Genomic DNA, 21,284 nt, shown 5'->3' with positions numbered 1-21,284 from the left:
TGGAAAAAAACGCATGTATGTCGGAAAAAAACTCGCCGGACAAATCTGGATAGACATAACAGGTAACCATCCCTCACGCGTAAAAATTACAAAGGACGGCTTCGGGCAGTTCCGTGTGAAAAGCTCTACCGTCTCTATATACGTTAAAGAGAATGCATTAGAAGAACAAGAACAAAAGCGCTAACGCGCCTTCTCCACGTCCCAAGCATCGATTAATCTCTTGGGGCGTCTTTCGCTATGTCCATCGTGCTTCACAAAAAGGACATACCACTTCCACTTGTTCTCCTTTTTCTTTATCATAAGCAAAATTATCGACAACACAATCAGGAAGTGATCCATCATCTAATCCTCAATTACATGAACGACTATATCACAAAAGTGTAGAGGAATTCTGGCACCTTATTGATACTTATCTCGCCCTTTCACTTTAGTCTTTAATGCCCCTTGGGGACTACTAAAGCATATAAACAATCGTAGACTCGGAATTTTTTCCCATGGATTCTCCCCATGTTATTAGCTGCTGACGAAAGATCTACATATGTATTCATCTAGATTATAAGTGGCTGATTATTTAAGAATAAAATAAAAGCCTCCCAAAAGTTTATAAACTCTTGAGAGGCTTTTAAATTTAGTTTTAAAAACCAGTCAATATCCAGTCAAATTGTTTTCCTATCCTATGATGAAAGGGTTTTGGGGGCTCTCACATCATGCCGCCCATGGATTCCTTATGATAAATAATGAATAATAGTGTTCAAACCAATTCTTGTTATTAGCAAAGTTATGCTAATCTACTTTATCGAATATATAAGGTTATAATCAAAAGTGAGTAAAAGTATGTCAAAAAGTATGTCAATTTTAAATCACTTCACTTGGATAGGTTAATAGATATAAAAAAAGAGCCATGAGATGAATTAATCACCCTGCCCCGAAGATGGAATCGATATGTAATTGTATATTTATTTTATAAAAAGAGTGTAAAAATGGCAACTCTTAAGTTATAAACCACATTTACCATAGTAAGGGTGAATGGGAACTAGCAAATAAGTTTCAGAACTAGTCATAATAAAAGAAAATTTCAAATTTGAAATTGACTTAGGCAGTCCTGAATTCATTTACTATTCCCCTCATCCACCTTCTGCCATCCCCAAAGAAAAAACCCCGGTTCCTGTTGACTCAGAAACCGGTATTTTTAATTTTTTTTATAATTGTACCCACGTATGCTGTTCGCCCCAGCTCTCTTTTGCTAACTTCTCTACTTCTTGAACAATTTCATCCTCAACGGCATAAGCGTCTCCCTGCTCATATTGGTTATAATGAAATGCATATAGCCTGGAGACAAATTGATGGAATGGAAGAGAAGACTCTCCCGGAATCTCATTACACCCTTCTACGCTGGGCTCTATACCCTGCCCCCAGTCTTGAGAGCTGTCATTATTGGGGTTATAGAAATAAATACGCATTTCCCCCTCCGGGTCTTTTGCAATTCTTTGGATAGAAACGGCGTGGAGCCCTAATAATTTCCCAAATGCATTGGTAATAAATATTCCAACCGGATTCGGATAAATCAATTCATAGCCTTCATTATAATCTGGATGATGGGTACCATAAAATAATCGTACAAATCCTGGATAATCAGCTACAGAGCCTGTCATAGGGTCAATAACACCGCAAAATCCTTTTTGAACCCAGTTTCCATAAAACGCCGGATTGACCCATTTATGAACATCATCGCCCCGGAATTTCGAACGACGAACCAGCTCTGAATAAATTCGATCTAAATGCGGGACAAGAATTAGTGAAACAGGGTCTAATTCATCGTGTAGATCATCAACTAATCCTTCCCGTAAATCTTTTGAGTGAATCGTTTGTCCTTCAAAGTTAAGATCCACATCCCCGTCCCTTGCCGCTCTGGCAATTAAGTCAAGTAAGTGTCCTGGAGCATGAAGTGACCACAGACTTATTCCTCTCGCTGTCTGACAAGTAGGGTTCATTCCCTGCCCTATACCAAGCGGCTGCCCAAGAACGCTTATTACTCCAGCGATCAGAATGCTATTTGCCGTAATCCCTTCATTTCCATTAATGGAATTTAACAGTACTTTTCTAGTTTCTGAATGAAGATCCAATTCGAAGATTCTGCGCAGCCCTGGAATAACCGGCGATGAGGACAAAACGCCTCGATCCAGTATTTTTGCCAGACCGTATAGTGACTGTTTTAATGGAATATGAATTCCCGCCTTAATTAATTGCTGCACAAACGACATATGCTCTTCTAAATTTGCTTTTCCCTTGTTCGTTAAATCCAGCGCCTCAGCAAGTAACTGAGGATGCTGTTTATTAATATAACGGACGAGTACCACATGATTAGATGCGACAAGTCCCGTTTCACGCATCGTTTTAGCAAAAGATTGAGCTTCAGTCCTAATGGCATCTTCTTTTAAGTTCTTCATTTTATTTCTGTATTTTTTGGTATCACAGTTTCTGCTTTTTTTCGTTCTGCCCTTAATAGCATCTACATAGGTTTGGATGGCTTTTCTATCTGACTCCTCAATCTCTTTTTCCATTAACTTTTCCGCATGATTAACCATTTTAACGATTCTATTTACCATGATGGGACGCTGGGCAATAAGACCGCTGATTTCTTTTACTAGTTCGCCTGAAATAGAAGCTAGGGATAACTTTTCTTCTAAGAATTGAAATATGCGCTCCATCCGATCTTTTTCTTTTCCTTTACCTTCAATCCGAGCGGCTTCCGTTTCTTCTGGGAAGAGAATATCTATATTCAAAGCCATAACTTCGTGCAAGAAAGATTTTGCCTGCCCCTCTGAGATCCCTTCCCGCTTGTATACACCTTTAGCTATAGCCACCATTCTTAATTCACTCAGCATTTCTGATATCGTCGTTAAACCGCCTGCCTGAAGAGACCCTTTTACAAGAAAAGGCTGAAGCTTAGACGGATCCTCCCAGGGACTGTCTTGAAAAATGCCAGCTTGTTCATAGCGTTCCGCAAGCTGGTATAAAGCTGATAAACCTTCCTCATCATCCATCAACTTAGCTGCTGCCTGTAATACATTACTTTGATACATGGATTTTGCAAATGAATAAGTAGACTCCATGGTCTCTAGTTCTTGTTTAAAAGCCTCAATTTTAGATGTATCCATTTTTACTGCCATCGCATGTGCTTCCTCCTAAATATAAAAATCGTAGTCCACATAATCGGTTAATAATTGAGAAATCTCTTCGCTGTCATTCCCGTGTAGAAAAACCGTTCCCCAATGATTTCCATATCCTTCATTTGTGTCCTGGAACTTCGTAATCGTAGGCTTATACAACGTATGTTTATCAAAACTCGGATGACTTTCCATCTCAGGCGGAATTTGCACACGACTTACGGTTTTCTTGCGGGGATAAACTAAGAAACTTCCCGCATGCCCATCGGCTTCTGCTTCTTTTGGCACGTATTTTTCCAGTTCTTCCTGAGATGTATGAGGATCACAACAAAGAAGGTGAGCCCCAAACGGATTGAATTTGTATACTTTTTGTATCAGTTCAAATATATGACCGCCCGGAATTCGGTAGGCGACCTCTCCAAAGTAAACCTCATCCTGATCCGTAATAAAAAATTCTGGATGGATCATGCCGTATTGAATATCAAAGGCATGGATAAGTTTCTCAACTTCTTCTACTATCAGAGGGCGATAATGTTCTAAAGCAGCTGACGGCGGCACCATACTGGAGTATCCGAGAAGTACATATTCTGTTATATTCAGAAACTTGATTTCACCCTTATGAATGAAAACCTCACATGAAATTTCCATCCCATGCAGATGACTCTCTACAAGCCCAGGAAAGCTTTCGTCCGTCAGCTTGCTTTCGATATCCTCTTCTGAAAATATCATGCGATGGCCGGCCGCTCCCGCCTTATTTAACGCTTTAAAATGGATGGGATCAGGCTCTTGACTATGGTTTTTCAACATTGATTGGTTAACCCTTCTGAAAAAACGTTTAACCTCTTCCTTATTTTCTACCTCTTCAAATACGCCCACTTTTAACCCACCTATGTGAGCCCTGCGCTTCATCATCGCTTTATCTCTAAAGAGAATAGAGTGATCGAATACATTCGGGTCATTTCGTAGTCGGGCATTCAATGCGCCAGACCATTCTACCGTTTCCTCGAAGATAGGGATCGTATGACCGACGTCCAACTCCACTAATTGGGTGAAAAGATCCCCTGATCGTTCATAAACCTCCTGATAATGGCTCGGTTTTCCAAAATCCCATGCAAAAAAAGGAATGTTATGCTGCTCCGCATAAGGTTTAAAGTCTTCATGGCTAACCACTATATATGGTTTCTCCATTTGCTGCATAGCTTCAATTGACGGCACACTCCAGCCAATTAACGCCACTTTACTGCCGCGCTCTGGTCGTTCATGATTAATTCTAAGCGGTCCCATCTGCCTTCCGTTCAACCGCTTACGATCATTTTGATTCGTAAATTTAAATGAATTTGTTTCTTGATTAAGCCTTGGCATATGATTTTCACCTATCCTTGAAATAATTAAGCAACATTTAGTTAGAATCTCCACAAGAGCTCTATTTATCCTAAAATACAAGCGAATTTTTATGTTAAATTTTAATTATGTTATGCATAAAAAAACAGGACAGCTAGGAGCTGTCCTGTTTCGTTTTATAGAATTTTATACCAGATATTCATATCTTCCAGTCCTGTCCCGATCCAGCTGTTCTGAATCATGCACCCACCATAAGTAAATCCTTGCTGAGCAGCCACAATATTCATCCCCATTGAAGTTGCCCTCGTATAGGAGAACATTGTATGAATTCCTAATTCTTTCGCTTTTTCTTCAAGAAAAGGATACTGATGAGATAAAAGACCTTTGCCTCTATGTTCCGGCAGTGTTGCACAATCTGTAAATTCTGCTGCTTTATATTCTGGAAATACATCAGCAGAACAGGCACTAACTAACTTGTCACCTTTAAAAATGAGCGCAAAATGGACATGGTCTTTCATCATGTCAACGATATAATCTGGATTATGAATAGGAGTAGGATACTTAGCAAAAGCAGTTTGATAGAGTTCTGCCATTTCTTCAGCATTCTCTTCTCTACCCCACTTCATTGTATAACCGTCCATCAGCTTTTTAGTTTTCGCGGTGGAAGTATGATTCAATTGTTTAACATAGTCAATGACGTTTCCCTCTTTTTTCTTCTCTCTGTCAGGATTTAAATATTTAGCATAAACTCTTGTATCATCTCCACGGAAAAAACCTTTAATTTCTCCTTCAATTTTACAGGAATGTTCTTGTAAATCTGCTTCTTCTTTACTCCCAGTTTTCACATAAAAAATAAGCTTATCACAGTCTTTTTTATAGGCTGCTTGCGTAAGTTCCTTGATAAATCCACTTACGTCCTCAGGCAGATCGTACACCTTAACTCTTCGGCTTACAGGTTCTACGTCAAAATAACTTTTTTCCATCAAGGTGCCGGCAGAAAGAAAATCTCCAGATATCATCAGGTACACTCCTATTTATTGTCTATTATGGAGAGATGGGCTACTCCTTATCGTTATAACTGCTGAACACCTCAGTGTCCTTATTAGTAACCATCTTCAATAAACATTCTACCTTAACTACCTGTCAATATAAGTCTAATTTCCTTGGAAAGACTCCAAAGATTTTGTCGAAATTCCACTACTTTTGACATATAGAACTTTGGAGATGCAATATACCTTATTTCTGGAAAAAATAAGCCCCCTCACATAATAACGAGGGGGCGTTTCCATTAGGTCTTTATCAACCCATCATGCCTTCACTTTTTGCGTTTCTGCAGCCTGAAGCAACAACCTCAAAGAAGACGATACGGTATTAATATCTACTAAACCATCCTCTAACTCTTTTACTTTATCCAACTGGTGAAATACATATTCTTCACATCCATTAAAAGTTAACTCGCCCGTACTTATTCTTCCCTTTAGAGACATAATACTTTGATGAAGTAATTCCCGATCCATTCCGCTCTCTCCTTCGTTAAGGAAATAAAACTTAAAGCATTAATGGATAGTATATCCAAAAAATCATGAATTATTCCTATCCAGGAAGGAATTAACTATAGGAAACAACATGGTACGGCGGATCATAGTTCTATTATTAATCTTCCAATGGATTTAAATTTTCTTCGCCTGTCATGCTGGCAATCATTTCTACTAACAAATCAATTTCTTCGTCAATATCTTTCATACTTACGGTTTCTACCGGAGAGTGCATGTACCGTAGCGGCAGAGATACAAGGCTTACTGGAACACCTTTGCCAGTTAGACGCATTTTATCTGCATCTGTACCTGTCATTCTTGGAGTGAGTTCGTACTGGACTTTCATATCCAGCTTTTTAGCAGTTTTCTCTAGCAATTGGTTGATCTTCCGATTGATCGGGGCTCCTTTTGCCAACACAGGACCTTCATCTAACTGAATATCGCCGTATTTATTTTTGTTCACTCCTGGATAATCTGTAGCGAAAGTGACATCACAGGCGATAGCCATCGTTGGTTCAATACCTGCAGCAGCAAAGAACGCACCTCCCATATTGGTTTCTTCATTAACCGTACTTGCCGCATACACTCCCACTTTTACTTGTTTTTCAGATAAGCGCCTGAGTACTTCTCCTACAATGAATTGACCGGTCCGATTATCCAACCCTCGTCCGGCTATGTAGCGATCCATCATAACTTCAGGGGTACGTTTATAAACCGCTAAATCACCAATTTGCACTAGTTTTTCTATCTCTTCTTTAGATTTTGCACCACAATCAATGAATAAATCATCGACGCCGAAGTCTCCTTTTATTCCGCCATGGTGCTGAGCATTAACACCTATCACCCCTGTCAACGTTCTATCATAACCTAAGATCGTGACTTTCATTCCAACAGCAGCTTTAGGATTAATCCCTCCCATTTTGTCAAAATGAAGATATCCCTGTTCATCAATTCGATTAATCACCAATGCGATTTCGTCACAGTGGCCGGCCAGCAGTACCTTAAATTCCGCTTCCGGATTCAGAATCGCAATAGCATTTCCAGCATGATCCGTTCTGACTTCATGAGAAAATGGTTTTATTTCTTTAATCCAGCGTTTTTGAATCTCCATCTCCATACTGGAAGGAGAGGGAGTTTGCAGCAATTCTAGTAAAAAATCCAATCGGTTTTCATTCATTTTTATTATTCCTCCTTTTTCTCTCCTCATCATATCAAAAAAGTTACTTAGTTTTCTAAATCATGCTTAAACAATCATCCATTAGGGAATATATTGAGATGTAGTATTTAGAAGGAGGGGATTCGATGAATTTGGAAGACTGGTTTCAAAAAGGGATGACAGCCCAAGAATACGTGGATTCAATGGACAAGTTCCAAAAAGATCTTATATATATATATGAGCACTTTAATATCTCTACAGAGGACTATCCTTTTTTTGAAAAACTTCAGAAAAAAGATATACGTGCCGTCGTTCTTACGGAAGACTGGTGCGGAGATGCGATGTTAAATGTACCTATTTTTCTTCGATTAGCAGAAGCTGGTCATATTGAAACTCATTTTCTTAGACGTGATGAGAATCTTGAATTAATGGACCGGTATCTTACCAACGGGAAATCCCGTTCCATACCGATAATCATCTTCATAGATAGAGATGGGGAAGAGATTTGTTCATGGGGCCCTAGAGCACCAGAGCTGCAAACTTTTCTGGATGATTCCATCGGCAGCCTGCCTGAGAAAGAAACAAAAGATTATCAGGAAAAGCAGAAACAGATGCTTACTTTTATCACAAAAGCTTATCGGGATCATCAGAATTTCTGGCACTATGTTTACAAAGATATGATAAGAACATTAGCATAAGTTTAAAGATAACTTGCCACTAAGCGATTAGGGCAAGTTTTTTTATGTTTGAATCATCTTTTTATTAGCTATAATGAACTAAAAAAGGAGCATTTATGATGCAATCCTTCGTTCGGCTATATTTTCAAGTACCTTTATTCTTAAGACTTTTAGGGACAGTCATCGTTATGATGACTTTTTTCGGTATGATTATCCATTGGATTGAGCCGAGAAGCTTCCCTACTTTATTTGACGGGGTATGGTGGGCATTTGTTACCGGGGCTACAGTAGGTTACGGTGACTATGTCCCGCTAAGTGCCCTGGGAAAGATTACGGCTATTTTGCTTATATTAACTGGAGGGGGACTGGTAACCTTCTACATGGCCACTCTGTCAGCCTCCACCGTCAAACATGAAGAAGCTTTAGTTCGGGGACAGGTGGACTTCCGTGGGTCAAATCATCTGGTAATCATCGGATGGAACGAACGGACAAGGCAGCTTATAGATATGATGGGATTTCAGGGAATCCAGGAAAGAATTGTTCTCATAGATCGTACTATGCACGAATTTTATCGTAACTTGTCTTATGTACATTTTATCAAAGGAGATGCAACCGACGAAGACATTCTCTTAAAAGCGAATCTTTGCGAGGCGAGAATGGCGATTATTACCGCAGACCCTTCTAAACGTGAAGAACAATCGGACCAATCCGTTATTCACCAGACTGTAGCTGCAAAAGGACATCACCCTGAATTATTTATTATTGCCGAAGTGTTGACTGACAGACAGCGAATTAATGCGGAAAGAGCTGGAGCTAACACGGTTATTCGATCTAATGATTTTATGAGCAGTCTATTCTTCCACGAACTTTACCGCAATGATCCAGTTCAGCCTTTTGAGTTGTTACTGGATTTATTGACGACCAGACAATTTCATGAAGAAAAAGTACCTGATAATTTGGAAGGGCAGCCAATCATTCAAGCACTAGAATACTTCTTGAAGAAAAGCTGCCAAATTATCGGTATTAAAAAGGGAAAAGAAGTCTCCTTTGATCTCGATGGAGATATGAAATTGGAAAAAGGGGATTATTTAATCGTCTTCTCCCCGCTTCGTCAATAAAGCTTGCTCGGCTTCTGCCAACACTTCCTGCCCTGTGCCAATGTGCTCCTCCGGAAATGAAGCATCTTTATCAACAGGCTCTGAGAATTGATCAAAAATCGCCCGGAAATTACCTTCCTTAACGTTATCATCAAGACCAGGATTATATTTATGTGATAGCAGGAAGGGTTCTTCCATGCGGATGGTCGCATAGTCAGTCGGAGCATCCATAGATCCAGACTCCATTGTAAACGGCAGCCGTATAAACTGATAGCCTACATGATCATCGATCTTATAATCGAAGTATCCATGTTCATAATCCCAGTTGTCCGAAAGCTTAAAACCAATTGGTTTAAGGGCAAGTTCTGCATCCGTAAATCGATATACTTTTCCTGTAAGCGATGAAGATAATGGTATCATTCTATTCACTCCTTTTAAGCACTATCTTGCCCAATTAAAAACACCTCAGGTCATCCAAAATATGGATGACCTGAGGTGTTAATTATTTCCTATTCCCTGTATTCAACAAAATTTAATCTTATAGGCGTTTTTCAAGCTTCTCTTTCTCTTCTTCAAACCCTGGTTTCCCTAGAAGGGCAAACATATTTTTCTTGTATGCTTCCACTCCAGGTTGATCAAACGGGTTTACGCCGAGTAAGTACCCGCTGATGGCACAAGCCTTCTCGAAGAAATACACAAGATAACCAAACGTATAGGCGTTTCTTTCAGGAAGATGAAGAATAAGGTTAGGAACTTGTCCATCAGTATGAGCGAGCATAGTGCCCTGATAAGCTTTTTCATTTACCTGATCAACCGTTTTACCAGCTAAATAGTTCAAGCCGTCTAAGTTCTGCTCATCTTCTTCAATCGTAATATCTGAAGCAGGCTGCTCGACATGGAGGACGGTTTCAAACAAGTCTTTTCGCCCATCCTGCACATACTGTCCAAGCGAGTGCAAGTCTGTGGAGAAGTTAGCGGAAGCAGGGAAGATACCTTTTTGATCTTTTCCTTCACTTTCGCCAAACAGCTGCTTCCACCACTCTCCAAAATATTGCAGAGATGGTTCATAGTTCACTAACATTTCAATTGTTTTTCCTTTGTTATAAAGAACATTGCGAACAGCTGCATATTGATAAGCAGGATTTTCTGAAAGCTTACTTGAGCTTAATTCCTGTCGTGCAGACTGAGCGCCTTTCATCATTTCATTAATATCAATTCCGCTTGCCGCAATTGGAAGCAATCCCACAGCCGTCAAAACGGAATAGCGTCCGCCTACGTCATCGGGAACAACGAAGGTTTCATATCCTTGTTCTGAAGCTAACGTCTTTAAAGCTCCTTTTTCCTTATCCGTAGTAGCATAAATGCGTTTCCTGGCTTCCTCTACTCCGTACTTTTCTTCCAGAAACTTGCGGAAAAGGCGGAAAGCAATAGCAGGTTCTGTAGTTGTTCCGCTCTTGGAAATAACATTAATTGAAACATCCTTATTTTTTAGTACATCAAAAAGTTCATTCATATAAGGAGCACTAATGCTGTTGCCCACGAAGAATACTTGCGGAGTATTGCGATCTTCAGAAGCAAGTTCGTTGTAGAAACTGTGATTCAGCATCTCCAGAGCTGCTCGTGCTCCGAGATAAGACCCGCCGATGCCTATTACAAGCAGAACATCTGAGTCTGATTTAATTTTTTCAGCTGATTGATGAATTCGTTCAAATTCTTCTTCATCATAATCTTCCGGCAGATCCAGCCACCCTAGAAAATCACTTCCTGCTCCTTTTTTTTCATGTAAAGCTTCATGAGCTAGAGTAACGGCATCCTGTATATAATCCAACTCGTGTTTACCGAAGAATGGCAACGCCTTTTCATAATCAAAACGTACGTGTGTCATATCTTTCCCTCCATTTGGTCATATAATAACCTAATCCAATTTTCACTTTATAGGAACCTACTCCTATAATCAAGCAAACTTAAAATTGTAAACGGATACATTTAAAAAAAGAGATCCAAAACAAAACGTAATGGATCTCTCTTAAGCAGCTTATTTAGACATTTCTAAAATTTGAACGACATCTTCCGACTCTAATTGATTAAAGTTTCCGAAAGGTCCTCTTTTCATTGCTCGATCAGTAATTACATCAAATTTCTCATCGTTTATATCATAGTAGTCCAGTGTTTCAGGAGCTCCTATTGAACTCCAAAATGTACGGAGTGCTTGAATTCCCTCTTCGCCAACCTCACGGCTGGATTTTCCTTCAGGATTAACACCGAACACCTTCACAGCCAACTGCTTGAAACGATCTGGGTTAACATCTAAGTTGTGCTTCATCCAATTAGGGAATAAGATAGCGAGGCCTCCCGCATGGGGAATGTCGTATACAGCCGAAACTGCATGCTCAATATTATGACTTGCCCAGTCACCTCGATACCCCATTTGGAGCATACCATTCAGAGCAATCGTACCTGAATAAAGAATCGTTTCACGATGCTCGTAGGATTCCGGGTTATCGAGAAGCTTAGGTGCCGTATTTACAACCGTTCTTAACACTCCTTCAATCATCTCATCCTGAACAGGAGATTGCGTTGGATTATGGAAATATTGCTCTAGCATATGAGTCATCATATCCACAATTCCATATACGGTCTGGTCTTTGGGAACAGAAACAGTATATTGAGGATCTAAAATGGAAAATAAAGGATTAGTATATGGCGGAGCTCCCCATCCATACTTTTCATTGGTCTCCCAATTGGTAATAACAGAACCAGCATTCATTTCTGAACCAGTAGCGGCAAGTGTTAATACGGTACCAAAAGGAAGGGCATCCTCAGGTTTTTCTTTCCTTGTTACAAGGTCCCATGGGTCTCCTCCATATTTTGCGCCTGTTGCGATTGTTTTAGTACAGTCGATGACACTTCCACCACCGACGGCTAACAGAAAGTCTACTCCTTCTTGCTGACAAATCTCCACTCCTTTTTTCACTGTTGTCAGCTTAGGGTTAGGCTCAACTCCAGAGAGTTCAAGGATTTCAACGGCAGCTTGATTCAGTTGTTCAACCACCTGATCATAAACCCCATTTTTCTTAATACTTCCGCCACCATATACCAGCAGTACTTTTTTAGTACCTTCAGGTAATTGAGACGGCAGCTGAGTTACTTGGTCTTTACCAAAAATTAATTTCGTTGGATTATAAAATGTAAAATTATCCATCTATAGAAACTCCTTTCTTAACTATGATTACCTATCATATTATCCCCCATTTTTGTCTTAGGCTCAAAAGATATGCAATATGTATATTTTTTGGAAGGTGGCTCAAGCTAGAAATGATTCTATCTCAATCTTGAACAGGAGGGTTTTATCATGAGTTGGATTCAACGTGTTGCTTTACTGCTAATTATTGTTGGAGCTATCAACTGGGGATTAATTGGGCTATTCCAATATGACCTGGTTGCTGGTTTGTTTGGCGGTGGAGAGCAGAGTGGAGCTTTTGCTCGTGTCATCTATACTCTCGTCGGCATTAGTGGACTTATCGCCATTTCCATTTACTTCTCACCTGCTGCTGAATATAGTGACTCTACAGTAGAATCAACAGAATAAAAAAAAATGGCTCAGGTTAGATACCTGAGCCATTTTTAATCACGGAGCATTATTTACGGTATTTTTCACGATCATCAGACTGCTTAATCCAGTCTTCAAGCTTATCTTTCAAAGTGTTAAATCCTGCAGAAGCATCTTCCTGTTGTTGCTGTTTAGGTGCCGCCTGTTTACGCGGGCGACGCTGTTCAGCCTTTGGAGCTTCTTGTGTGGCACGAATAGAAAGAGAATATTTATTGCTCTTTTCATCGATATTCAAGATTTTAACTTGCACTTCATCTCCTTCAGAAAGATGCTCGTTAATATCTTTCACAAAACCGTGTGTCACTTCAGAAATATGAACTAAACCTTGGACTTGATCATCAAGCGCAACGAATGCACCATATGGTTGAATTCCTGTGACTTTACCTTCTAATACTTGACCTTCTTGAAACTTCTCTGACATGCTATACAACTCCTGATATATATTATTCGATTCTTTTCACGCAATTAATGATTTTACCACAGTTCAGCCTATTTAGCAAAACTCTATACTGAATAAAATCAATAGATTAGGTTCGTCAATTTCTGACAATTTCTTTAGTGACCCTTTTGTGAATTCAGGTCTTCTCCATTAGCCTCCATGGTATAATGGAGAAAAGCACAGAGGAGGAACAATTATGTCAATTGGGGATAATATTCGTAAACACAGAGAATTAAAAAAGGTTACAAAAGATGAATTAGCGATGAAAGCGCGAATGGGAGTCCATACATTAGAAAGCTATGAAAATAACGAACGATTTCCCGAGCTCGATACCATCTTAAAAATTTCTACTGTACTCGACATTCCCGCGTCAGAGTTAATGGAAACAGAAGAAGAAGATACCCTGATGGACGATGAATTACAAACCCTTATTAAAGAAATTGGGGTTAAACGCTCAAAGCTGATCTTAAAAAAGGCTCGTGATTTTTCTGAACAGGACGTTCTGCGGGCTATGAATCTCTTATACGATTTAAATCAGCAAAAAAAATAAATAAATAGGTTTAATATCTATCAAATGTGGTAATAATGTATAACGTAAGACTTTCTCGTATTCCCCCTGTGTAAGCAAAGCGTACGCTCGCTTTGCTTATTTTTTTTTGAAAATGGATACCCTGAAAATAAAAATGTTAGAAACGATATATTTTCATTTATCTAAATCCATAAGTTATCATAAATAGTAAACCTACAAGAGATGGAGGGCTGACTATGAGTCGTTTTAATACAGTAACACCTAGAAAAGGAACAAGATCGGTTAAATGGGATATGGCTGAAGATTTGTATCAGGATAAAGAAGTACTGCCCATGTGGGTAGCTGACATGGACTTTCAGATACCTGAAGCAGTGAAACAGGCTCTTCAAGAAAGAGTTGAACATGGCATTTTTGGTTACACTTGGCCGGATGACCTTATAAAAAATAAAATAACAGGCTGGCTTGATAAGAGACACAATTGGAAAGTGGAACCTGACTGGATTACATATAGCCCTGGAGTTATACCTTCCTTGCATATGATTATTCAAGCGTTAACCCAAGAAAAAGATCCCGTATTGATCCAAACTCCTGTTTATCCGCCTTTCTACAGTGTGGTAAAAGACCATGGACGAGAGTTGATAACCAATCCTCTAGAGTTTACTGGGGATCGTTACGAAATTAATTTCGAAGATTTCGAGCAAAAAATAAAAGATAATCAAGTCAAAATGTTCATTTTGTGCAATCCTCACAATCCAGTGGGACGTGTATGGACAAAGGACGAATTAAACAAGATGAGCGAAATTTGCGTAAAACATGATGTGATGATCATTGCAGATGAAATCCATGCCGATTTAATTTTCAGTGGTCATACTCATATTCCAATAGCTTCATTAAATGAAGATATCAATCAGCGGACCATCACGTGCTTGTCTCCTACTAAGACATTTAACCTTGCAGGTCTGCAAGCCTCTTATTTAGTGACAGCGAACAAAGAATTAAGAGAACAAATCGACCAACAATTTAAGAACCAGGGAATGGTTATGTTAAATACACTTGGTATTACAGCTATGGAAGCTGCCTACGAATACGGCGAGGAATGGCTGGAAGAATTAAACCAAACATTAGAGAACCATCGTGACTATGTCATGAAACGATTCCACCAAGAAACCCAATCCATTCGAGTCCTTCCGGCAGAAGGAACCTATCTTCTTTGGCTGGACTGCCGCTCTCTCGGCCTCGAACAGAAAGACCTTAAATCCTTTATGCAAACGCAAGCTAAAGTCGGCCTGAACGATGGGGCTTCTTTTGGGGAAGAAGGAGAAGGATTTATGCGGATTAACATAGCTGCTCCTATGTCTATTCTTGAAGATGGAGTGACTCGGATTATTGAAGCTGTTCATCAGAACGAAGAAAAATCTCCTTAAAAAAGCGGGCACAGAAAACTCAGGTCTATGAAATACAATAAAAAAAGCGGACTGTGCGGCATTTGATTTCCGCACAGTCCGCTTTTCTTTTAGTATCATGGGATTTATATCCTCTATACTTCATGATTCTTTTCAGCCGTGAAACTTTCCATCGCCTCTTGGACACGTATACCTTCAAGACCCTATAGGCTGGGATCAATGACGACATATTCTGAAGCCATTTCAAGAAAATATTTAAAGATTCGATAGAAAAGAGTTTTTCAGTAGCCCTCCTAAAAAGGAAGACTCATTTAACTCTCTTCTTGCTCTTTATCTGGCTCGGTAGGATCCGTTGTATCATCATCATCTGCTTTTAATGTAATTTTTCCACAAGCGATACGTTCGCCAGAATTGCCAGATGGCTGAGACATTCCATCATCTACACCGCTGCTCAGGACAATGGATGTGCCTTCCTTCCTTAGCAGTGACTGCTGAGCTTCTTTAAGCTTAGCTTCACTTAAGACAAGCTTTACATCAATCATTCCACTTCCATCCGCTTCCACATTTGCCATGTCTCCTGTATGAGCACCCTTCGTATTCATCAATCCATGCTCTTTATCCATTGGATTAAAATGGTTGCCTGCACTTTTAAAATCTGGAGCCTCACACTTAGGAAATTCATGAATATGAACCGCATGAATTCCCGGCTCCACTCCTTCAACCTTAAGGGCGACTTCCACCCCTTCTGGACGCTCCTTAAAAGTCGCAGTTCCAATTTTATCGTTTTCACTATTATAAATAGATGTTTCAAGTGGTGACCTTTCTTCTCCAGAAGCACAGCCACCCAGGATAATTAAGAAAGCAAGAACTGGCAATAACCATTTGTACATAATGGACCTCCATTTATAGACCTCAATGTTATGATTATTGTCCCCCATCATTCAAAATTATATAACAAAACCACACCTATGATTGGCGTGGTTATAATTTGAATATCAGCGTTCGTTCTCTTTGTGCTCCTTAGGATAAAACGTTTCTTCTGTTTTCTTCTCCTCTTTACGGGAGGCCTTAATTATAAAAATCATCGTTACAGCCGCAGCAATGATAAATAAAATAAGCATAAGTACAGCCGGAATGTACTCAGATTTATCTTCTGGAAAGTATAAGAATTCCATCATAGGACGATCACTTCCTTCCATATCTCCTGCCATTATATCAAATTCTCCTCACGTTTTTCACGAGCTTCACCATTTCTTCACAATTTAAATGTTTGGTACAATGAATGACAAAAGGAGGAATTATGATGGCTGAATTTGAAAAAGGAGCTCTTGTAAAAGCTCACTATAAAACAGGAATTTATGTGGGAGAGGTCGTAGAAGACCGAAACCGCTTCTATTTAGTTAAAATACTCGCTGTAGATAAGCACCCTATGCAAGGTGATCTCCATAATCCAGGTCAAACAGAAGATGTGTTCTTCCATCAGCGCAAAGCACTCAGCTTAAATGAGAAAGCTAATGTACAAAAAGAAGCGGTTCACCCCTTTGAAGAAGATACAGTTCCAGATTATGAGGCGTCACTAAAACAGGCTGTAGAAAAATTAAAGTCAAAACTGACTAGAAGAGAAACAGAATTCAATCAAAACGCCAAGCAGCAGCTTGAAGATTTAGAAAACCAATACTTCAAGTCATAGTTGACTCCCTGATGAGGGGGTGCCGGATTGGCTCCCTCTTATTAATTCATTAACCACCGGGAACTTTTAAATTCTTCTTTTTCTTAACCGGCTTTCCATACACTTTATTTGTAATCCATGAGGCTTGTTCAAATAAAAGCATTCCTACAAAAGCAGCAATGACGATATATAAACCACTGAAAACTTTTAAGACCCCTGCAGCCGTACTTGCAATTACTACGGAAAACTCTCCACGTGCGCACATGGATAATCCCGCTCTTAGAGAAACACGCTTGGATAATCCATACAACGGACCGCCAAGCACCCCTAATAAAATTTTAGAAAATACAGACCACACTAAGATGGATACAAGCAACCCTGCCATGGGCACCCCGTCTCCAAGTTCAATGGTCGTCCCAAAGTAGATAAAAAAAGTAGGAAGCATTAAATCTCTAACAGGGTATACGGTCTGCTCGACCTTTTCGATTTTTCCAATCTCTGCTAGCATCATTCCCGCTAAGAATGCACCCAATACTTCAGATAATCCAAGTAACAGGGCGAGTCCCCCAAAGGAAAGAGCAATCCCGACCAGCAGCGCTATCTTAAAATCTTCATCATCAATTCGATCAAGAAACGTTTCAAAACGTTTGAAAAGGGTTTTACTTAATATGATAGCTAAGGCTGCCAACCCTAAAATTTTACCTACTAGCAAAATAAACGTGAGAGAAGTAAAGCTTTCCCCTGAGCTCACTCCAAATAAGATAGCCACAACAAGGGGCGCAACCAGGTCTTCAAATATTAGTATAGCCAGCATAAATTCGGTTTCCGTATTAGCCATACGTCCACGGTCATCTAATAGCTTGGCTGTAATGGAAGAACTGGTCGCATACGTAATACCGCCAATCAAGAAACTTGAAAATAGATCTAAATTAAATAAAAGAGCAATCCCAGTCGTAACCCCCAGGCTTAAGAAAACATCGAGAAGCCCGGAAGGCCATATCTTTTTCGCAATGCCGCCCAGACGATTCACATTAAACTCAAGTCCTAATATGAAAAAAAGCAATACAATTCCGATTTCACTGGCAAAATGCAGCAATTCGCTGTCGTGGAGGAAGTCAGCCAATATTATCCCTAATAAAATATATAAAATGACATTGGGTACTTTTATCTTCAAACTTAAGAATCCTAAGTAAAAGATGAAGAGTAAAATCAGCCCAGCCCCCAGTAAAGCCGGAAAATCAGTAGGCACCTATGATCATTCCTCTCCTTTACACAAATCTGACAATGTGTCGATTTGATCCTGTTTACCAATTGTCATGATGACGTCCCCGGGTACCAACGTGGTATTCGCCTCAGGAATGGCGATGGTCTCATCCCCTTTGACAATACCAATAATGGTGGCCCCTGTCTTATTCCTTATTTCGGATTCTTCAATTGTCTGATGAGCAATACTTGAACGCTTCGATAATTCAACCCAGTCAATAACAATCTGATTCTTGAAGATTTTCAATTTATCAGCATCTACTGGCTGGTAAGTAGCACCTAATAATTGTGCTCCAAGCTCTCTTGTCTCATCAGATGTAAGATCCATTGCAAAATCAGCCTCTTCACTATCTGCATCTTCGAAAAAATAAAGTTCTCTTTTGCCTGTGTGGTGGACAATTAACACAAGCATGCTGTCTTCACCTGTTTTTAAAGAGATTTTTTGACCAATCCCAGGCAGCTGGGATATTGAAATGTTCATCTGACCAGCACTCCTTACTTTCTTCTTCCATTTAATTATAACAGAATGCTCCCTATTGATAGGACTGATTCTATATGAAAAGGAATTTCTTTATAATTTGAGTATTTATAAATGCTTTTGACGCTTCAATTTACTTTGCCCCCCTAATTTGTCATCTGAAATGGTGTGTGGTAATTTAAAATAGGTAAAACGATACCTTGGGAGGTTAAAATAATGACAACACATATTGGGGCTGAAAAAGGAGAAATAGCAGAAAAAATCCTTCTTCCCGGAGACCCTTTACGAGCTAAATATATAGCTGAAAACTTCTTAGACGATCCTGTTTGTTACAACGAGGTCCGCGGAATGTATGGTTATACAGGGACCTATAAAGGAGAACGGATTTCTGTACAAGGTACAGGTATGGGTGTTCCTTCTATTTCAATATACGTAAATGAATTGATCGAAGGCTATGGTGTAAAACAATTAATTCGTGTTGGATCTTGCGGAGCCTTGCAAAATGATGTGAAAGTCAGAGATGTTATCCTTGCTTCTACTTCAACAACGGATTCACAAATGAACCGGATGGTTTTTGGCGGTATCGATTTCGCTCCTGCTGCAGATTTCAATTTATTAAAAAATGCTTATGATGCCGGTACGGAAAAAGGTTTAAAATTACGGGTCGGCAACGTATTTACGAGCGACAGTTTTTATCGCGACAATGCGATGGATTTATTCAAACAGCTGGCTGACTATAACGTATTAGCCGTTGAGATGGAAACCACAGCTCTTTATACATTAGCAGCCAAACATGGTTGTCAAGCTCTATCCGTACTAACCGTAAGCGATCATATCCTTACAGGGGAAGAAACAACTTCCGAAGAGCGCCAGACTACCTTTAATGAAATGATTGAGGTCGCGTTGGAAGCTGCCATTCAAGAGTAATCAAGGACACCCTCTTTTGAAGAGGGTGTCTTTAATTTTGTTTAATTTCAATCAGATCTTTTAGTTCCAATTCATAAATCGTATCTCCTGCAATTATCAGGAAAAACTCAGGACGTATTTGTTCAAGTATCCCACGAAAGGTTAGTTCTCTGGTATAAACGACTACGCATTTACCTTGGTTTTTATAGAGGCTTTTTAATCGATCAGTTTTCAGAATAGATCGAGGGGTGAAATCAGGTAATTTTAAAGTCATAGTATTATATCCCCTGCATGACAGCTTTCTTTATCTTATACAGTTTCTTTGGTTACGTTTGGGCCTTCGTTTTCTAATTTCAACCCCTTTCTATCGTTTAGGTTTAAGGGTCTTTATTCAAGTATTCCTAATCCAGTTTAAAATTATGACCAGGTAAGTATTCCCCTTTACCTGTATGCTTTTTTAAGACGTCCAACCTAAAATTATGATATAATTACCATGTTCTGATAAAGTCAGAAACTGCAATTTTATATACATACATTTCTTAATTTGTGGAAAGGATGTCAACATGTTGTTGGACTTATTGCATAATTTCCCTTTATGGGCTTCAATTGCTTCGATTTTTTTTGCTCAAATAGTAAAAATTCCGATTCAATTTATTGCATCTAGAAACTTTAATCCCAGTCTGGCATTCAGCACCGGAGGCATGCCGAGCAGTCATTCAGCTGCCGTGACGGCGCTCGCTACAGGCGTCGGAATCCAGCAGGGGTTTAATTCATCGATTTTTGCCGTTGCTTGTGTTTTTACCATCATTGTTATGTTTGATTCAACTGGAGTCCGGAGGCAAACTGGAGAACAGGCCATTATGCTGAACATTTTAACGAATGATTTTAACCGGTTTGTGAATGAAGCAAGAGATTGGGGTAATAAAGAACAATACCAGAAGAAAGAAGAACTGAAAGAATTATTAGGCCATCAGCCTATTGAGGTTTTCTTCGGAGGATTGACAGGAATTTTATTAACCTTTTTACTCTACGCCTGGATTTACTAACCTGCAATTTTGATATCTAAATATAAATAACGTTAAAAAGTAGGGAGCTCACGGGGGACCCTTCTTTTTTAACGTTTTAAAATTTGAGATCGAAATACTTGTAAGGACTCGTTTTCATTCAGTACATTCAACCGCTCTTCTGAAAGAGTTCCATTACCCTCTTCTATAATATATACATCTAACGTTTTTTTCCCCCATTGTTTGTAAACCTCTTCTACGGTTGGAAAATATAAATCAAGTTCATTCCCTTGAATAGCAGCACCTTTATCTGCCACTACCCCATAACCATAATCAGGAATAAAAAGTACGGTTCCTATAGGAAAGACATCGAGATCGGCCGCAATCGTCGAATATAAATCTCTTTTAACATTGACCCCCGAAAAAGTAATGCCATAACCAGGGTGATCCGGGGTTTTTCCCGTTGATTCGGGACCTGCTGTGTACCCGGTAGCTGTGACAGTGTGAGATTGAAATTGAGATAGGTCAATCGTTTCTGCAAGCTTTCGTTTAGATTCTTCAGCAGCCCTTGAAAGAAGCACAGGCTGAGTGGCTGAAGCATCTAAAATATATTCAGGAGCGTCCTTTCTAAACTTAACAGAGACCCACTCATCAAAATCTCCCATTGATAGATTGGACACATTGGCTACTGTATTGTATAAAGCTAAGATAAACAATGTAAATAGCAACATTTTTTTCAGGCGTTTGCTCATGAAAATCACCTCTAGGTGTAATCATGTCCAAGCTCGAATAATTTATACAGAACAATTCAATGGAAGGATGAAAAGCGGACCTCTTTAAAGTGAATCTTATACTTTACTAAAAGGCTATGTTAATCTTCCGTGTTGTTATTAAGGTAAAGCTCCCGTTTGTTGAAGACTTGATTTCGAGATAAATTGGGTCCGTTACTCTACGTGGAGGAGGGCTGGTGGGGAAATAACTCGCTTTCCTATGGGGGAACGGTGAGCTTC

Annotated in this window: 24 protein-coding genes; 9 read left to right on the top strand and 15 right to left on the bottom strand. The window is 39.5% G+C overall.

Annotated features, from left to right (window positions below):
- Positions 1 to 184 (top strand): alpha-amylase domain-containing protein (locus tag WAM07_RS15370; RefSeq protein WP_422168230.1); only part of this gene is annotated, 184 nt, incomplete at its 5' end.
- 1,015 nt (positions 185 to 1,199) lie between these two features.
- Here the strand turns inward: WAM07_RS15370 and WAM07_RS15365 are convergent.
- The 5 genes from WAM07_RS15365 to WAM07_RS15345 all read right to left on the bottom strand — a co-directional run bounded on the left by WAM07_RS15365 (position 1,200) and on the right by WAM07_RS15345 (position 7,220).
- On the bottom strand, positions 1,200 to 3,170 hold the full coding sequence (locus WAM07_RS15365) for a hypothetical protein (protein ID WP_422168228.1): 1,971 nt from the start codon (positions 3,168 to 3,170) through the stop codon (positions 1,200 to 1,202).
- Between the two features lie 15 nt (positions 3,171 to 3,185).
- On the bottom strand, positions 3,186 to 4,529 hold the full coding sequence (locus tag WAM07_RS15360; protein ID WP_422168226.1) for an ATP-grasp domain-containing protein: 1,344 nt from the start codon (positions 4,527 to 4,529) through the stop codon (positions 3,186 to 3,188).
- Between the two features lie 155 nt (positions 4,530 to 4,684).
- On the bottom strand, positions 4,685 to 5,527 hold the full coding sequence (ablB, locus tag WAM07_RS15355) for a putative beta-lysine N-acetyltransferase (RefSeq protein ID WP_422168224.1): 843 nt from the start codon (positions 5,525 to 5,527) through the stop codon (positions 4,685 to 4,687).
- Positions 5,528 to 5,815: 288 nt separating this feature from the next.
- The gene (locus tag WAM07_RS15350) at positions 5,816 to 6,025 is read right to left on the bottom strand and encodes a hypothetical protein (RefSeq protein WP_422168223.1); all 210 of its coding nucleotides are present in this window, start codon (positions 6,023 to 6,025) and stop codon (positions 5,816 to 5,818) included.
- 136 nt (positions 6,026 to 6,161) lie between these two features.
- A complete protein-coding gene (locus WAM07_RS15345; RefSeq protein WP_422168221.1) occupies positions 6,162 to 7,220 on the bottom strand; it encodes a M20/M25/M40 family metallo-hydrolase in 1,059 nt (352 codons plus the stop codon).
- Between the two features lie 125 nt (positions 7,221 to 7,345).
- Here WAM07_RS15345 and WAM07_RS15340 point away from each other — a divergent pair, with 125 nt between their 5' ends.
- Positions 7,346 to 7,897, top strand: coding sequence for a thioredoxin family protein (locus WAM07_RS15340; RefSeq protein WP_422168219.1), 552 nt, complete (start codon positions 7,346 to 7,348; stop codon positions 7,895 to 7,897).
- Between the two features lie 98 nt (positions 7,898 to 7,995).
- A complete protein-coding gene (locus tag WAM07_RS15335; protein ID WP_422168217.1) occupies positions 7,996 to 8,994 on the top strand; it encodes a potassium channel family protein in 999 nt (332 codons plus the stop codon).
- On the opposite strand, the gene WAM07_RS15330 is transcribed toward WAM07_RS15335, so the two are convergent.
- The 3 genes from WAM07_RS15330 to WAM07_RS15320 form a co-directional block, all read right to left on the bottom strand.
- On the bottom strand, positions 8,965 to 9,393 hold the full coding sequence (locus WAM07_RS15330) for a YugN-like family protein (protein ID WP_422168216.1): 429 nt from the start codon (positions 9,391 to 9,393) through the stop codon (positions 8,965 to 8,967). The genes WAM07_RS15335 and WAM07_RS15330 overlap by 30 nt on opposite strands.
- A gap of 118 nt (positions 9,394 to 9,511) precedes the next feature.
- Positions 9,512 to 10,858: a glucose-6-phosphate isomerase gene (locus WAM07_RS15325; protein ID WP_422168214.1), complete on the bottom strand. Its 1,347-nt coding sequence runs from the start codon at positions 10,856 to 10,858 to the stop codon at positions 9,512 to 9,514.
- 150 nt (positions 10,859 to 11,008) lie between these two features.
- Positions 11,009 to 12,175, bottom strand: a complete 1,167-nt coding sequence (locus WAM07_RS15320; RefSeq protein ID WP_422168213.1) for an iron-containing alcohol dehydrogenase — start codon at positions 12,173 to 12,175, stop codon at positions 11,009 to 11,011.
- Between the two features lie 150 nt (positions 12,176 to 12,325).
- On the opposite strand from WAM07_RS15320, the gene WAM07_RS15315 reads away from it, so the two are divergent.
- A complete protein-coding gene (locus WAM07_RS15315) occupies positions 12,326 to 12,562 on the top strand; it encodes a DUF378 domain-containing protein (protein WP_014644117.1) in 237 nt (78 codons plus the stop codon).
- A 49-nt stretch (positions 12,563 to 12,611) separates the two neighbouring features.
- On the opposite strand, the gene yugI is transcribed toward WAM07_RS15315, so the two are convergent.
- Positions 12,612 to 13,004: a S1 domain-containing post-transcriptional regulator GSP13 gene (gene yugI, locus WAM07_RS15310; RefSeq protein ID WP_014644118.1), complete on the bottom strand. Its 393-nt coding sequence runs from the start codon at positions 13,002 to 13,004 to the stop codon at positions 12,612 to 12,614.
- Positions 13,005 to 13,218: 214 nt separating this feature from the next.
- Between yugI and WAM07_RS15305 the strand changes: the two genes are divergently transcribed.
- Together WAM07_RS15305 and WAM07_RS15300 are read left to right on the top strand one after the other, a co-directional pair.
- On the top strand, positions 13,219 to 13,572 hold the full coding sequence (locus WAM07_RS15305) for a helix-turn-helix domain-containing protein (protein ID WP_422168210.1): 354 nt from the start codon (positions 13,219 to 13,221) through the stop codon (positions 13,570 to 13,572).
- A gap of 215 nt (positions 13,573 to 13,787) precedes the next feature.
- Positions 13,788 to 14,975, top strand: a complete 1,188-nt coding sequence (locus WAM07_RS15300) for a MalY/PatB family protein (protein ID WP_422168209.1) — start codon at positions 13,788 to 13,790, stop codon at positions 14,973 to 14,975.
- Between the two features lie 290 nt (positions 14,976 to 15,265).
- Here the strand turns inward: WAM07_RS15300 and WAM07_RS15295 are convergent, their stop codons facing one another.
- Positions 15,266 to 15,844 carry a superoxide dismutase family protein gene (locus tag WAM07_RS15295; protein ID WP_422168207.1) on the bottom strand — a complete coding sequence of 193 codons (579 nt, stop codon included), beginning with the start codon at positions 15,842 to 15,844 and terminating at the stop codon, positions 15,266 to 15,268.
- A 105-nt stretch (positions 15,845 to 15,949) separates the two neighbouring features.
- Positions 15,950 to 16,165: a hypothetical protein gene (locus WAM07_RS15290; protein ID WP_422168205.1), complete on the bottom strand. Its 216-nt coding sequence runs from the start codon at positions 16,163 to 16,165 to the stop codon at positions 15,950 to 15,952.
- A gap of 92 nt (positions 16,166 to 16,257) precedes the next feature.
- On the opposite strand from WAM07_RS15290, the gene WAM07_RS15285 reads away from it, so the two are divergent.
- Complete coding sequence (locus tag WAM07_RS15285; protein WP_422168204.1) at positions 16,258 to 16,644, top strand: kinase-associated lipoprotein B; 387 nt, start codon at positions 16,258 to 16,260, stop codon at positions 16,642 to 16,644.
- A gap of 49 nt (positions 16,645 to 16,693) precedes the next feature.
- On the opposite strand, the gene WAM07_RS15280 is transcribed toward WAM07_RS15285, so the two are convergent.
- Together WAM07_RS15280 and WAM07_RS15275 are read right to left on the bottom strand one after the other, a co-directional pair.
- Positions 16,694 to 17,872 (bottom strand): cation:proton antiporter, encoded by a 1,179-nt coding sequence (locus WAM07_RS15280; RefSeq protein ID WP_422168202.1) that lies wholly within the window; start codon positions 17,870 to 17,872, stop codon positions 16,694 to 16,696.
- A 6-nt stretch (positions 17,873 to 17,878) separates the two neighbouring features.
- Entirely contained in the window at positions 17,879 to 18,367 is a 489-nt protein-coding gene (locus WAM07_RS15275; RefSeq protein ID WP_422168200.1) for a cation:proton antiporter regulatory subunit, read from the bottom strand.
- Positions 18,368 to 18,580: 213 nt separating this feature from the next.
- Here WAM07_RS15275 and deoD point away from each other — a divergent pair, with 213 nt between their 5' ends.
- Complete coding sequence (deoD, locus tag WAM07_RS15270; protein ID WP_422168198.1) at positions 18,581 to 19,291, top strand: purine-nucleoside phosphorylase; 711 nt, start codon at positions 18,581 to 18,583, stop codon at positions 19,289 to 19,291.
- Between the two features lie 31 nt (positions 19,292 to 19,322).
- Here the strand turns inward: deoD and WAM07_RS15265 are convergent, their stop codons facing one another.
- The gene (locus tag WAM07_RS15265) at positions 19,323 to 19,544 is read right to left on the bottom strand and encodes a hypothetical protein (RefSeq protein ID WP_422168196.1); all 222 of its coding nucleotides are present in this window, start codon (positions 19,542 to 19,544) and stop codon (positions 19,323 to 19,325) included.
- A gap of 289 nt (positions 19,545 to 19,833) precedes the next feature.
- Between WAM07_RS15265 and WAM07_RS15260 the strand changes: the two genes are divergently transcribed.
- Positions 19,834 to 20,316, top strand: coding sequence for a divergent PAP2 family protein (locus WAM07_RS15260; RefSeq protein ID WP_014644128.1), 483 nt, complete (start codon positions 19,834 to 19,836; stop codon positions 20,314 to 20,316).
- Positions 20,317 to 20,384: 68 nt separating this feature from the next.
- On the opposite strand, the gene WAM07_RS15255 is transcribed toward WAM07_RS15260, so the two are convergent.
- Positions 20,385 to 21,026, bottom strand: coding sequence for a 3D domain-containing protein (locus tag WAM07_RS15255; RefSeq protein WP_422168194.1), 642 nt, complete (start codon positions 21,024 to 21,026; stop codon positions 20,385 to 20,387).
- Between the last annotated feature and the right edge of the window lie 258 nt (positions 21,027 to 21,284).

The organism is Halobacillus sp., from assembly GCF_049282395.1.
Taxonomy (GTDB): Bacteria; Bacillota; Bacilli; order Bacillales; family Halobacillaceae; genus Halobacillus.
Note: the sequence above shows the minus strand (reverse complement) of the source record. Positions and strands in the feature narration are given on the sequence as shown.

Coding starts and splice junctions, on each gene's coding strand:
- WAM07_RS15365 (WP_422168228.1), bottom strand. CDS start 3,170: ATGGCAGTAAAAATGGATACATCTAAAATTGAGGCTTTTAAACAAGAA.
- WAM07_RS15360 (WP_422168226.1), bottom strand. CDS start 4,529: ATGCCAAGGCTTAATCAAGAAACAAATTCATTTAAATTTACGAATCAA.
- ablB (WP_422168224.1), bottom strand. CDS start 5,527: ATGATATCTGGAGATTTTCTTTCTGCCGGCACCTTGATGGAAAAAAGT.
- WAM07_RS15350 (WP_422168223.1), bottom strand. CDS start 6,025: ATGGATCGGGAATTACTTCATCAAAGTATTATGTCTCTAAAGGGAAGA.
- WAM07_RS15345 (WP_422168221.1), bottom strand. CDS start 7,220: ATGAATGAAAACCGATTGGATTTTTTACTAGAATTGCTGCAAACTCCC.
- WAM07_RS15340 (WP_422168219.1), top strand. CDS start 7,346: ATGAATTTGGAAGACTGGTTTCAAAAAGGGATGACAGCCCAAGAATAC.
- WAM07_RS15335 (WP_422168217.1), top strand. CDS start 7,996: ATGCAATCCTTCGTTCGGCTATATTTTCAAGTACCTTTATTCTTAAGA.
- WAM07_RS15330 (WP_422168216.1), bottom strand. CDS start 9,393: ATGATACCATTATCTTCATCGCTTACAGGAAAAGTATATCGATTTACG.
- WAM07_RS15325 (WP_422168214.1), bottom strand. CDS start 10,858: ATGACACACGTACGTTTTGATTATGAAAAGGCGTTGCCATTCTTCGGT.
- WAM07_RS15320 (WP_422168213.1), bottom strand. CDS start 12,175: ATGGATAATTTTACATTTTATAATCCAACGAAATTAATTTTTGGTAAA.
- WAM07_RS15315 (WP_014644117.1), top strand. CDS start 12,326: ATGAGTTGGATTCAACGTGTTGCTTTACTGCTAATTATTGTTGGAGCT.
- yugI (WP_014644118.1), bottom strand. CDS start 13,004: ATGTCAGAGAAGTTTCAAGAAGGTCAAGTATTAGAAGGTAAAGTCACA.
- WAM07_RS15305 (WP_422168210.1), top strand. CDS start 13,219: ATGTCAATTGGGGATAATATTCGTAAACACAGAGAATTAAAAAAGGTT.
- WAM07_RS15300 (WP_422168209.1), top strand. CDS start 13,788: ATGAGTCGTTTTAATACAGTAACACCTAGAAAAGGAACAAGATCGGTT.
- WAM07_RS15295 (WP_422168207.1), bottom strand. CDS start 15,844: ATGTACAAATGGTTATTGCCAGTTCTTGCTTTCTTAATTATCCTGGGT.
- WAM07_RS15290 (WP_422168205.1), bottom strand. CDS start 16,165: ATGGCAGGAGATATGGAAGGAAGTGATCGTCCTATGATGGAATTCTTA.
- WAM07_RS15285 (WP_422168204.1), top strand. CDS start 16,258: ATGGCTGAATTTGAAAAAGGAGCTCTTGTAAAAGCTCACTATAAAACA.
- WAM07_RS15275 (WP_422168200.1), bottom strand. CDS start 18,367: ATGAACATTTCAATATCCCAGCTGCCTGGGATTGGTCAAAAAATCTCT.
- deoD (WP_422168198.1), top strand. CDS start 18,581: ATGACAACACATATTGGGGCTGAAAAAGGAGAAATAGCAGAAAAAATC.
- WAM07_RS15265 (WP_422168196.1), bottom strand. CDS start 19,544: ATGACTTTAAAATTACCTGATTTCACCCCTCGATCTATTCTGAAAACT.
- WAM07_RS15260 (WP_014644128.1), top strand. CDS start 19,834: ATGTTGTTGGACTTATTGCATAATTTCCCTTTATGGGCTTCAATTGCT.
- WAM07_RS15255 (WP_422168194.1), bottom strand. CDS start 21,026: ATGAGCAAACGCCTGAAAAAAATGTTGCTATTTACATTGTTTATCTTA.